Origin of the sequence: Bizionia paragorgiae, assembly GCF_900107625.1 — a bacterium.
GTDB lineage: Bacteria > Bacteroidota > Bacteroidia > Flavobacteriales > Flavobacteriaceae > Bizionia > Bizionia paragorgiae.
This window is the reverse complement of sequence record NZ_FNQK01000001.1, coordinates 191548-204256: the sequence shown is the minus strand read 5'-3', so window position 1 is coordinate 204256 and position 12709 is coordinate 191548. Positions and strand designations below refer to the sequence as shown.

The 12709-nt window shown below is 35.6% G+C and carries 13 protein-coding genes; 8 read left to right on the top strand and 5 right to left on the bottom strand.

Translation table 11 applies throughout. From position 1 onward, the window contains the following. Positions 1-8: 8 nt before the first annotated feature. Positions 9-1235, bottom strand: a complete 1227-nt coding sequence (locus BLV64_RS00895; protein ID WP_092131217.1) for an MFS transporter — start codon at positions 1233-1235, stop codon at positions 9-11. Between the two features lie 259 nt (positions 1236-1494). Between BLV64_RS00895 and BLV64_RS00890 the strand changes: the two genes are divergently transcribed. Next, the gene (locus BLV64_RS00890; protein ID WP_092131215.1) at positions 1495-2100 is read left to right on the top strand and encodes a DUF1684 domain-containing protein; all 606 of its coding nucleotides are present in this window, start codon (positions 1495-1497) and stop codon (positions 2098-2100) included. On the opposite strand, the gene crcB is transcribed toward BLV64_RS00890, so the two are convergent. After that, on the bottom strand, positions 2097-2462 hold the full coding sequence (crcB, locus tag BLV64_RS00885; RefSeq protein ID WP_092131213.1) for a fluoride efflux transporter CrcB: 366 nt from the start codon (positions 2460-2462) through the stop codon (positions 2097-2099). The genes BLV64_RS00890 and crcB overlap by 4 nt on opposite strands. 228 nt (positions 2463-2690) lie before the next feature. Here crcB and BLV64_RS00880 point away from each other — a divergent pair, with 228 nt between their 5' ends. Then, complete coding sequence (locus BLV64_RS00880; protein ID WP_092131211.1) at positions 2691-4745, top strand: hypothetical protein; 2055 nt, start codon at positions 2691-2693, stop codon at positions 4743-4745. Between the two features lie 80 nt (positions 4746-4825). Here BLV64_RS00880 and BLV64_RS00875 read toward each other — a convergent pair whose 3' ends face one another. Continuing rightward, positions 4826-5875 (bottom strand): SRPBCC family protein, encoded by a 1050-nt coding sequence (locus tag BLV64_RS00875; RefSeq protein ID WP_092131209.1) that lies wholly within the window; start codon positions 5873-5875, stop codon positions 4826-4828. 335 nt (positions 5876-6210) lie between these two features. On the opposite strand from BLV64_RS00875, the gene BLV64_RS00865 reads away from it, so the two are divergent. After that, entirely contained in the window at positions 6211-6600 is a 390-nt protein-coding gene (locus tag BLV64_RS00865; RefSeq protein ID WP_092131205.1) for a pyrophosphohydrolase domain-containing protein, read from the top strand. A gap of 92 nt (positions 6601-6692) precedes the next feature. Here the strand turns inward: BLV64_RS00865 and BLV64_RS00860 are convergent, their stop codons facing one another. Next, positions 6693-7760 (bottom strand): branched-chain amino acid aminotransferase, encoded by a 1068-nt coding sequence (locus BLV64_RS00860; RefSeq protein ID WP_092131203.1) that lies wholly within the window; start codon positions 7758-7760, stop codon positions 6693-6695. Between the two features lie 113 nt (positions 7761-7873). Between BLV64_RS00860 and BLV64_RS00855 the strand changes: the two genes are divergently transcribed. The 3 genes from BLV64_RS00855 (at position 7874) to BLV64_RS00845 (ending at position 10071) form a co-directional block, all read left to right on the top strand. Beyond that, on the top strand, positions 7874-8407 hold the full coding sequence (locus tag BLV64_RS00855) for a DUF4920 domain-containing protein (protein WP_092131201.1): 534 nt from the start codon (positions 7874-7876) through the stop codon (positions 8405-8407). A gap of 1 nt (position 8408) precedes the next feature. Then, entirely contained in the window at positions 8409-9092 is a 684-nt protein-coding gene (mnmD, locus tag BLV64_RS00850; RefSeq protein ID WP_092131199.1) for a tRNA (5-methylaminomethyl-2-thiouridine)(34)-methyltransferase MnmC2, read from the top strand. 76 nt (positions 9093-9168) lie between these two features. Continuing rightward, a complete protein-coding gene (locus tag BLV64_RS00845) occupies positions 9169-10071 on the top strand; it encodes a TIGR01777 family oxidoreductase (RefSeq protein ID WP_092131197.1) in 903 nt (300 codons plus the stop codon). An 88-nt stretch (positions 10072-10159) separates the two neighbouring features. On the opposite strand, the gene BLV64_RS00840 is transcribed toward BLV64_RS00845, so the two are convergent. Further along, positions 10160-10828 (bottom strand): YceI family protein, encoded by a 669-nt coding sequence (locus BLV64_RS00840; protein WP_092131195.1) that lies wholly within the window; start codon positions 10826-10828, stop codon positions 10160-10162. A 162-nt stretch (positions 10829-10990) separates the two neighbouring features. On the opposite strand from BLV64_RS00840, the gene BLV64_RS00835 reads away from it, so the two are divergent. Further along, positions 10991-11527, top strand: a complete 537-nt coding sequence (locus BLV64_RS00835; RefSeq protein ID WP_092131193.1) for a nucleotide exchange factor GrpE — start codon at positions 10991-10993, stop codon at positions 11525-11527. A 9-nt stretch (positions 11528-11536) separates the two neighbouring features. Then, positions 11537-12655 (top strand): molecular chaperone DnaJ, encoded by a 1119-nt coding sequence (dnaJ, locus tag BLV64_RS00830; protein WP_092131191.1) that lies wholly within the window; start codon positions 11537-11539, stop codon positions 12653-12655. Positions 12656-12709: the final 54 nt, after the last annotated feature.

The following is a 12709-nucleotide window of genomic DNA, read 5'->3' as shown; positions in this document are numbered from 1 at the left end:
GTTAATTATTACGCGTTGTTCCTAGTCATATAAATTTTTAATACTAGTAGTAGTAAAACACAGAGTCCGCCTAAAGCTGTCATAACCACCCAAGTTTTATCAAAGCCAAAATAATCTACCAGTCGTAAACCTGCATTATGACCAAAAATATGAGAAAACGAAAAGGCTATAGAGTATAGTGCCATATACTCACCTTGATTTCCTTTTTTAGCGCGTTGTAAAGCAAACGCATTAGAAAAAGGGAAGGCAATCATTTCTCCTATCGTCATGAATAACATACCTATTATAGCAATCCCTACCCATGATGTACTGTTTAAAATAAGAAAACTTAAGGAGGTTAGTGCGGCTCCAAACACAATAAGGTTGACCTTTTTAAATTTCGATTTATCTAGCCACGCAATTAGTGGCATTTCAAATAGAAAGATAAAAAAACCATTAAACCCCATTAATAAGCCAATTTCAAATTCACTAAGACTATGTGCTCTTCTATAATAGATGGGTACCGTCGAAAAGTATTGCAAAAAGATAATGCCAAACAATAACATGGCAAAAAAGAAAATAATAAACGGAAAATCCTTGTAAACAGATATGGGGTTTTGTACGAGTATTTCGTCTTGAACTTTAGTTTTCTTAGGGTGTAATACACGAGTTAATAGTAGAGTCGCTAAAATACATGTTATCCCATCGACCCAAAATAGTCCACTATAACTTAAGGTTGTAATAATTAGTCCGCCTAAGGCAGGTCCCGCCGAAAAGCCTAAATTAATGGCTAGTCGAATTAAGGTTACACTTCGCGTTTTATTCTCGGGCTTGCTATAGGCACTTAAAGCTACAAACATTGCAGGTCTAAACATGTCGGCAACGACCATTAAAAAAAAGATACCTAAACTTAGCGCTGTTATAGTGGTGAGGTACTGCAAACCTATAAACATCAAACCCGAAGTCGCTAGGCTAAACACCATGATTTTGTAATAGCCCAATTTATCAGTTAATTTTCCGCCAAGCCATGAACCAACAACCGAACCGACACCAAATGCAGAGAGTATGGTGCCGACCTCTTTAAATTCAAAATGCAGCTCTTCGGTTAAATAAATAGAGAGAAAGGGAATAACCATAGTTCCTGCTCTATTAATTAATGTTATCAAAGCCAACCACCACACTTCCTTAGAGAGTCCGCTAAATGTTTCAATATAGCGCTCCCATAGCCTTGGTGTAACTCTTGGATAAAATTTCATTATTAATAAATCGGTAATGGATGATTAAGGTAATACTAAAGGTTAAAAGCCAATCATAGTATGAAACTACAACTTAAGTCCATAAAAACGAATAGGATATAAGTCACTTAAAGGTCATTAATAAAAACCTATTACAATGAAGAGTGTGTCATCAAACGAGGACACCAACGTCATTATATTTATACCTTTGATTAGGTAAAGCTAAACAAAAAAATGTTTATATTGTATTTTTGGATTCAATTGAAATAAAAGTAATAAAATGAAAAATCTTGGTGCCTTAATTATTCTAGCTGTTTTTATGTTTAGCTGCTCACAAAATAAATCACCCGTAGTAGGAGAGACTCCTTTTCAGAAAAAAATAAATGCAGATTTTAAAGATGCAACCACGTCGCCATTAAAAGCAAAAGATAGAAAGTCCTTTAAGTCCTTAGATTTTTTTAAATATAATGACGAATATGTGGTTGCTGCCACATTAAAGCGCACACCAGAATCTCAATATTTTGATATGAAAACCACTACAGACCGTTTAACTAAAAGCCGTGTGTATGGCGTACTTACATTTCAGCTTAAAGGAAAGACCTTCAAATTAAATGTATATCAGGATAAAGATTTACTGACTACTGAAGGTTTTGAAAACTATTTGTTTCTGCCGTTTTTAGATCATACTAATGGAGAAACGACCTATGGCGCAGGACGCTATATTGATTTAGAAATACCAGAGGGGGATACGATAACTATCGATTTTAATTCGGCTTATAATCCGTATTGCGCTTATGATGAAAAATACTCGTGTCCGATAGTACCGAATGAAAATTATTTAGCAACTGAAATTGAAGCAGGAGTTAAAAAATTTAATAACTACTAAAAGCTTTTAGCTATAAATAGCCCCCCGAAAACCGCTAAAAAACCAACGGTAAAACTAGCTATAGTATACACTGCGAAACTGCTAAAATCCATAGATTTTAAAAACACTTGGTTTTCGTATGCAAAAGAAGAAAAAGTGGTGAAACCACCACAAAAACCTGTTGCTAAAAGAAGCACCTGATTGTCTGATAACATGTTCTTGGCTGCTAAGCCTAAAATAAGACCTATTAATAAACTACCTATTATATTGGCTGCAAAAGTGCCATAGGGAATACCTGTGTTAGGATTTAAATATTTCCCTATCCCATAGCGTAACACACTACCAAAACCACCTCCTATAAAAACAAGTATTACGTTTTTCATACCTTATTTGTCTACCTCTGTATAACTAGTAAAGTACAATATTATTTAATTTTTTTTAATCTGATTATAAAATTAGAGATAATCCGTGATTTATATTTTAAAATTTTAAATGTTAACTTTTTTTAAGTGTGATTATTAAAAGGTAATAACAGCAATGAATACTTGCGATTGTTAGGTGCGGATACCGAAAAGCCAAAATAGAGTAGGTACGCTATTAATTTAATAATTATGAAATCACTAAATGAAAAGCAACTACTAGTTGCACGTCAAGAATTCACATCTTTTATGTCTTTAAAAGGTGCTGAATTATCAAAATTAAAACTGAAAACACCTGGAGCATTTTTTAAACAAAAAATGAATACAACTTATGAGGCTTTGGGGTGTGTGGGTTACCATGCGGCTTCTAAGTCCCTAACAGCTACCATTCATATTAAACGTGCAATTGGGTATTCTGGAGGAAGTGTAGAAGGGACGTACGAGTATGTGCGTTTCTATTTAGATTACCAAGATGGAGACGGTTGGGAAGACATGGGGGTTGTAGGTGTTAATGTTAACGATATACCTACGCAAAAAGATTGTAGTGATGCACCTGGAAAGCCCATAGATTATGTCGTGGAACTAATGATTGAACCTAAAAGGGAGTTTTGTTCTGTTCCTAACTTACCACTAGTGAGAGCTGTTTTGTCGTGGAATACTATTCCGGAAGAAAACGATCCAGAGTTAACAAAGGGAACCTATGTATGGAGTGATAAAAAGGACGTTCAAATTCAGATTGAACCTCGTAAGTTTTTCTTTCCAGATTTTCCTTTGTTTGAATTGGATGATATTTTAAGCAAAGCGATTTTTAATCCGAGTTTATCATTAAATCAAATTGCGCAAATCAAGCCGCAATATTCTGATATTATAAAAAATGCTCAATTTAAAATGGCTCCTAAATCGTTAAGTTTTAGTGAGCTGGTTAAGCATTACAAAAAAGAAAAAGTAGCTCCGCAGCGTTTTGGGTATTCCTTTTTGAAACAAGTGAGTAACTCACCTTTTTTGTCCAATTTTAAAGACCTTTCTAGCTTGTTTGAGATCAATAATATTTCCATTGCAGAAGTTCTGGCACAACTCAATAAATTGAAATGTAATACCGAATATGAAGAGCTTATTTGTGTGGGTGCCGATTATCATCGTGAAGCACTAGTGGGGACTATTAAAATAAAAAAATCGTCCGGATATAGTGGTGGTTTATGTAGTGCGGGAAGTAAAGAATTTGTGTCTTTTTGGGTGCAAAACGACGACGATTGCGAATGGACCCATGCCGGAACAACGACTGTAAATGTGTATGATATTCAAAATGTTCCCGAAGACGGATTGTTCTACTCCGCAGTATTACCGTATTCTTTTTTAGGACTAAAAAAAGACCAACCTAAAGCACAAATCTTAAAAGTTCGTGCTGTATTATCATGGAGTGTGGCGCCAACAGGAATGGATTGTGTAAACTTTGGTAATGTTGTAGAGTCTTATATACCTATTCAACCTAAAACAGACTGGAGTGGTGTTGGACCAAAACTTAAGTATGTTGGAGGTATTTCTGTAGAGAAAATAAACCCGTCAACAGGATTAACCATGGCTAATGCAAGATTTGATTATAATGCTTTACCTACAAAAGAGAACAGTGGGTTTAGCGGAGTGATTGTTGTAAAAGGGCTAACGAATGAGTTTGAAGGCCTGAAGTATAAAATTAAAACAACAAACTTAAATACTAGCGAAGAGCAATATATTACCAAGCGATTTTTATTAGATAACGACCTGTTCTCTACAGTAGATGATGATGGCTATTTTACTTATTATGGTGATTCTTCTAATAATTCCAATAATATTTTAGCGCGATTTAGCCCTGGAACCGATGATAAACTTCGTATTACCATCGAGCATCCAGACGACACATCGTATAGTACCGTGATTCAAATGAATAGTACGCGACCAAAAGCTCTTTTAACGATCAATAATTATGGGGATTGCTCTCATTTTGTTAAGGGGATGGAAATTTCCGGATCCTTTGAGGTGGCCGTAGCGTTTCTTGATTATTATCTGTTAACTACTACTATTACCGATGCTAATGTTTTTGAAATTGAACGTGGTGAAACATCAAAAATAGGTGAGTTTTCAGTTACAAGTTCTGAAACCAAAAACTGCGGATCTATTACTTTAAAGGCCGTTCCAAGAACAATTGTAAATAGTGTTACGATGCATACCGGAGTTCATGATTCTGAAATTATTTGTTTAAAAGACGCTTAAAACTAAAGTGCTATTGGTATAAACAAAAAGCAGCTCTCTGTAGAGAACTGCTTTTTTATTTTAGGTATTGGCAATCGCTTTTACTCAACGACTTCGTCTTGTTTCTTTTCTACAGCCACATATATTTCTGTAACCAAATCAGCTGGATTTGGTGTGTTCATAGGGGTGTTTAAATAATACTCTAACATCGGGCCGTTTTCTGCAGCTACATAGCCTTTCTCGCTAATTGATTTTAGTGTGCTATCCCAAGCGGTTTTTAGATTGCTATAATCACCCTTTAACGTTGTTTTAATTGCCGAAAAAGGAAGAATTTGTCCCGTTAATATATCCGTTTCTGTTGTAATAACTTTTGCTGTTGTTGGTACAGCGCAAGAAAACATAACAGCATTGTTTTCTTCGTCCCATTTGTGATACAAAATAAAAGGAGCACCAGCCATAGTAATGTTATTGTTTTTAGCATAGGCTATGACCTTAGGTAGCATCTCTTGCATTTTAGATGCATAGTCGCTTAATTTTGTTGAGGTCGTGTTATATAAGTAAAAACCACCACTGTGCATCGTGATTTCATTATCTGTAGTAATGCTATATTTTGACATGGAAGCCACAACTAAACTATCAAGTTTTTCTAAGCTACGCTCGTAGTCTGGTCCGATTTGATCGTCCATAGAGCCTGAAAATGCCGTGTATGCTTTAAACATAAATGGTAAGTTATCACCCGCAATCGACCAAGTAACATCTGTCCCACCTTGTTCGTTAGGAGTAAACGACCAATTGACATTAGATTTTGGGTAATCTTCACCCAATTCCATTTCTTGAGTAATAGAGGTGTGTGGTGAAGCGGCTATAGTTCGCATAGTACCAACACCATCGGCGTCTTCCCATGAGTACGAACTACCTGTTCCATGCGTGTTTTCCGGTAGCATGATTTTTAAATCTTCATTTTTTTCGGCCCAAGAAGACCAAGACTCCCAATTCTTATAATCGATCACATTGTCGTATATAACTGCTGCAGGCGCATTAATAGTACGCGTTCTAGTGACATTAAAAGAGTTTGGTTGTACCGCAATGTATATAGACAGTGCTATAATGACAATGAGTAGAAGAAAAAAAATATATTTAAATGCTTTCATGATTTATGATTAGTTAGTAATCAAATTTACTAAAATTAAATAAGTATTACTGTTTTATTTTAGAACTAAGAAGCGCTAAATAAAACAGAGTTAAATTATGAGAATATAAATTTTATGGCGGCAATAAAACCTATAAAACCTATAAAAGCGAGCAGTACCCAAAGTGTACCTTTGTAATGCTGACGGTGTAAATTAAGATCTTTTCTATACATATAAGCGATAACAAAGATAAAGACGATCGCAAATAAAACACCAAAAACTAATTGCCCTGTACTAAACATATTCTTATTTTTATGCAAAAATAACCATTACAAACTATAATTACTTTTATAAGTATGAAAAATAAAATAAAAGCAGTGGCAGATTTCCATACCGCCTTTAAAATTGGATATCGGGAGACGCCAAAAGCCGATTTAGGAGTGGCCAAAAATACCCTTCGGTTTAACTTGATGAAAGAGGAAAATGAAGAATACCTTGAAGCAGCCAATAATAATGACTTGGTTGAGGTTGCCGATGCCTTAGGTGATATGCTTTATATTTTATGTGGGACGATCATAGAACACGGGATGCAACATAAAATTGAAGAGGTGTTTAACGAGATACAACGGAGTAATATGAGTAAATTGGGTGACGATGGAGAGCCTATTTACAGAGAGGATGGAAAAGTGCTTAAAGGACCAGCGTATTTTAAGCCTGATATTGCTAAGATTCTAGATCTGAAATAATAACATAAAGGCTTCATGCATTTAATGAGCAAAAGCTCTCAAAAAAGGAGTGAAATAAAAAGGGACTAATTAAAAATTAGTCCCTTTTAGTATTAAATTTTATAACGCCACTGGTGTGGGTCGTCTGCCAAATTGTACTGTATGGCATTTAGTTTCTCTTTAAAGAAGGCCGAATAAGGAGCTTCTTGTTTTGGTAATTCGTGTTTAAAGTCTTTATGTTTAAATCCTAAAATTGGGTTGATTACCGCAGCTGTTCCAGAACCAAAAATTTCTTTTAAGCTTCCGTCTTTAGCAGCATTAACCAATTCTTCAACTTTAATAGGTCTAACTTCAACGTCTATGTTGTTATCTTTTGCGAGTTGGATGACACTTTTTCTTGTAATACCATCTAAAATTCTGTCACTTGTTGGAGCAGTAATTAAGGTGTCATTTATTCTAAAGAAGATATTCATCGTTCCAGCTTCTTCTAAATACTCATGCGAGTTAGAATCGGTCCAAATAACTTGTTGGTAACCTTCTTTATGAGCTAAACTTGTAGGGTAAAACTGTGCAGCATAATTTCCTGCAGCTTTAGCAAAACCAACACCACCATCGGTAGCACGGCTGTATTCAGAAGCAATAAGAACACGGACTTCTCCAGCGTAATAAGCTTGAGCAGGCGACATTATAATCATAAATTTATACTCGCTTGCCGGTGACGCAGATATAGCAGGCTCGGTAGCAATAACAAATGGTCTTATGTACATTGCGCTACCTTTAGTGTTTTTTATCCATGCATCATCTAACTTTAATAGCTCGGTTAAGCCTTCAAAGAAAATGTCTTTTGGGAATTCTGGCATCGCCAATCGGGCAGCCGATTTGTTAATACGGTTAAAATTGTCTTCAGGTCTAAATAACCAAACTTGGTTATCTTGGTCTTTAAAGGCTTTCATACCTTCAAAAACCGCTTGGCCATAATGAAAAACTCTTGCCGATGGGTCTAAGGTTAAAGGTTCGTAAGGCGTAATCTTACCTACTTGCCATTTTCCATCTTTAAACTCACAAGAGAACATGTGGTCGGTAAAAGCACGTCCAAACGATAAGTTATTAAAATCAACGCTATCAATTTTAGACTCTTTAGCTTTAGTTATCTCTAATTTATGTTTTTTTTCTGTGTTCATTAGTCGTTATTTTCAGGGGCAAAAATACAGAATTTAGGTGTATAAAAATGGATTTAACACTTAAAATAGTATCTTTGAACTTGTTAAAAAAATCATAATACCATATAATTAAGATGAAAAACTATTTACTTATTCCTGCATTAGCACTTTCATTAGTCGCTTGTAAAGAAGAAAACAAACCAACAGAAGCTGAGGTTGTTGAAACAGTAACCGAGATGGTAACTCCAGAAAATTCTGCTGAAGGCGATTATGAATCGTTTGGTAAAGAGATTGTAGCCGATGATGCTATTGCAGCAAGTTCTATGGCCGAGCATTACAAAACAATGAAGGTTGGCGATAGCGTAAATTCTAAACTTATTGCTAAAGTAAATGAGGTTTGCCAGTCTAAAGGCTGCTGGATGAAATTAGATCTAGGTGGAGAAGAACAAGCGATGGTTAAATTTAAGGATTACGGTTTCTTTATGCCAAAAGATATTCAAGGAAAAGAGGTTATAATTAATGGAAAAGCTTTTGTTGAAGAAATGTCTGTTGAAGACCAACGTCACTATGCTGAAGATGCAGGTGAATCTGAAGAAGCTATTGCGGCAATTACAGAGCCTAAACGTACTTACTCATTTGAAGCAGATGGTGTACTTTTAAAGAAGTAAATTGAAAAGAGAAATAATTACTACCGAAGATGGTTCTAAAACCATACATATTCCAGAATGGAACGAACAATACCATTCTAAGCATGGCGCAATTCAAGAAGCCAATTATGTATATATTGACAAAGGGTTAGTCGGTTTTTTATCTTCTGATAACAATAAAAAAAGCATTCAAGAGGTGTCTGTCTTAGAAATAGGATTTGGTACGGGCTTGAATGCTTTTTTAACCTTACACTATGCCGAAAAGCATCAATTAGCGATAACCTATGTTGGTGTTGAGGCCTTCCCGATCTCACCCGAAGAGTTACAATCCTTAAATTACACAGAACTTACTGCTGAAAATGAGTCATTATGGCTTAAAAATATGCATGAGCAACCTTGGGAAACTTTAGAAGTCGTTTCACAGCATTTTAAGCTTAAAAAACAAAAGAAAAGCTTCCTTGATATTCGTGACCAATCAGAATTTGATATCATTTATTTTGATGCTTTTGGGCCTAGGGTACAGCCAGAATTGTGGACGGAAGCGGTGTTTAAAACTATGTATGACGCTTTAAAGGTTAACGGTGTTTTAGTAACCTATTGTGCGCAAGGACATGCCAGACGTGCCATGATAAGTGCTGGTTTTAAAGTTGAAAAACTTCAAGGGCCTCCAGGAAAACGACACATGCTGCGCGCTTTTAAAATGTAAGTGTTTTAATTGTTAAACCTTACTTAAACATAGCGGTTTGAGACGTGATATTTTGTACTTTAAATAAAAAAATTAAATGCGCGTACTAATTACCGGAGCCACAGGATTAATAGGAAGTGAGATTGTTAAACAGTGCCATGATAAAGGTATATCAGTCAACTATTTAACAACGAGTGCTTCTAAAATTTCGACTAAAGAGTCTTATCGAGGGTTTTTGTGGAATCCCAACACCGACGAGATTGATGAGAATTGCTTAAAGGGCGTGGATACTATTATTCACCTAGTGGGTGCTAGTATTTCTAAGCGATGGACGGCAAAACAAAAACAAATAAGTATAGATAGTCGGACTAAAACAACGGCTTTACTATATAAAACATTAGCCAATAATTCACATGGCGTTAAACACGTGGTGTCAGCAAGTGCTATTGGTATCTATCCAGATTCTTTAACGAACTATTATACTGAAGCGGAACAGGAAGTAAGTGACTCTTTTTTAGGACAAGTGGTATCGCTTTGGGAAAAAGCAGTCGATACCTTCTCTAACTTGGATATTACAGTTTCTAAAGTGCGCATAGGTTTGGTGCTTTCTAATGATGGTGGTGCTTTTCCTGAACTGAAGAAACCTATTAAATACGGACTAGGAGGAAATATGGGGTCGGGAGAGCAATGGAATTCTTGGATTCATATCCATGATTTAGCACGCCTTTTTCTGTATGTTACTCAGTTTAAATTGGAGGGTGTGTATAATGGTGTGGCACCAAATCCAAAAACAAATGAGGATATTACGAAAGCTATTGCTAACAAATTAGACGCTCCGTTATTTCTGCCAAACATTCCGAAATTTGTGATGAAATTGGTATTGGGAGAGATGCATATTCTCCTTTTTGAAAGTCAACGCGTCTGTTCGAAAAAAATTGAAAATAAAGGCTTTCACTTTAAATACCATAATTTAAATTCAGCCTTAAATGCCTTGTTATAAAAGGCAACGACACAAAGAAAAATGATTGCAAATAAAAAAGCCATTCTTTAATTAAAGAATGGCTTTTATAGTATAAAACGTTTAGAAATTAAGCTTTTTTAGCTTTTACAACGATTTTTAATTCAATCTCGTCATTAACGAATTTGTCTCCAAGATCTCCAAATACTGTTTTAGAACTGTAGTTTACAGACCATTTTGTTCTATCAATATTAAAAGACTCACTTGTTAATGTTAAGTCATCTCCATTAGTCGTTAAACTTACAGGGAAAGTGATGTTGTTTTTCTTTCCTTTTAAAGCTAAGTTTCCTGATAACATCATTTTTCCTTCAGCATCAGTAGTTACTCCTGTTACTTCAAAAGCACCTGTAGGGAATTTTGCAACATTAAAGAAGTGGTCTTCTTGTCCTTCAGCAGTTCCTTTTAAGTGTGCTTCAAGACTTGCTTTTTTGTCACCTTCTAAATCGTTAACTTCAATTGAAGTCATATCGATTAAAAATGTTCCACTCTGAATTTCATTCTCTAAAACATTAAGAACTCCACTTTCTAAGTTAATCGTTCCAAAATGTGTTCCCGCTGGTTTTGACCCTTTCCACTCAATTGTAGAAGCGTCAGTAAGTACTGTGTATTTTTGTGCAGTTGCCTCAGGTACTGCAACAACTTCTGCTTCAGTGGTTTTAGTTTCGTTGCTATTCTTACAGCTTACTACCGCTAAACCAATCGCTGCTACAGCGAAAATATTTAAAAAACTTCTTTTCATAATTTTAATTTATAGTTAAATGATTAATTGGGGGCAAAGATAAATAATAAGCCGTTTACATATCAAAAAAAAAACTTAAAATAAGAAAGTGACATTATGGCATTTTTTTTAGAATGGCAACACTTTTGCCACAAGTAGAATGTGTTTAAAAAGAATTCAAAAATGAGTAAAGACATAGATAAAAACGAAGAAGCAGTAGATCAGTCAACAGATACTAATGCTACCGAAGTTAATGAAACCGAGACGCTTTCTATAGAAGAAAAGCTTACAGAAGAATTAAATCAAGAAAAAGATAAGTTCTTACGTCTTTTTGCAGAATTTGAAAACTATAAAAGAAGAACCTCGAAAGAGCGTGTAGAGCTATTCAAAACAGCAAGTGAAGATGTAATGTTATCATTGCTTCCAGTGCTTGATGATTTTGATCGTGCTTATGTAGAGATTTCTAAGACGAAAGAGAAAGAGCTTTTAAAAGGAGTTGAATTAATTAGTAAAAAATTAAAAACCACTCTAGAAAAACAAGGGTTATCTCCAGTAGAAGTGAGATCGGGAGACGACTTTAATGCCGATTTACATCAAGCGATTACTCAGGTGGCAGCACCTAATGATAAGCTTAAGGGTAAAATTATAGACGTTTTAGAGAAAGGATATAAATTAGGAGACAAAATAATTCGTTTCCCAAAGGTGGTGACAGGCCAATAAAACAAGACGATGGCAAAGAGAGATTATTACGAAATACTAGGATTACAAAAAAACGCAACAGCAGCCGAAATTAAAAAAGCGTATCGCAAAAAGGCGATAGAGTTTCACCCTGATAAAAATCCGGATGATAAAGAAGCTGAGGCTAAATTTAAGGAAGCGGCTGGAGCTTATGAAATTTTAAGTAACGCAGATAAAAAAGCGCGATATGACCAATTTGGTCACCAAGCGTTCGACGGCAACGGTGGTTTTGGCGGCGGAGGCGGTATGAATATGGATGATATATTCAGCCAATTTGGTGATATTTTTGGTGGTGGCTTTGGCGGCGGTTTCTCTGGCTTTGGAGGTGGCGGTGGTCAACGACGCACGAAAGGAAGTAATTTACGAGTACGCCTAAAACTAACCTTAGAAGAAATTGCTAACGGTGTAGAGAAAAAAATTAAGGTAAAGCGTAAAGTACAAGCCTCTGGAACAACCTATAAAACATGTTCTACATGTAATGGTGCCGGACAAGTAATGCGTGTGACCAATACTATTTTGGGACGTATGCAAACAGCAAGTACCTGTACAGCCTGTGGTGGAGCAGGTCAAATTATAGATAAAAAACCTGCCGATGCCGATGCGCAAGGGTTTAAAGTGAAAGAAGAAACCATTCCAGTGAAAATTCCTGCAGGAGTTGTCGATGGGATGCAACTTAAAGTCTCAGGTAAAGGTAACGAAGCGCCCGGTAATGGTGTGTCTGGAGATTTATTAGTGGCTATTGAAGAGGAAGATCACCCAACGTTACAGCGTGAAGGCGATAACTTACACTATGATTTGTATGTTAGTGTGCCAGATGCTGTTCTAGGAAGCTCTAAAGAAATCGATACCGTAACAGGTAAAGTCCGTATAAAAATTGAAGCAGGAATGCAATCAGGTAAAATTTTACGCTTACGCGGAAAAGGAATACCGAATATTAATGGCTATGGTAAAGGAGATTTATTAGTGCATGTTAATGTATGGACACCAAAAACATTAAATAAAACGCAAAAGGAATTTTTCGAAACCATGAAAGATGATGAGCATTTCCAGCCAAAACCTGAGAATTCAGACAAGTCCTTTTTTGAGAAAGTAAAAGATATGTTTTCTTAAGCAAAATATAATTCTGTATAGGTTTAAATACCTTTACTATAAAAAATCCTGTTT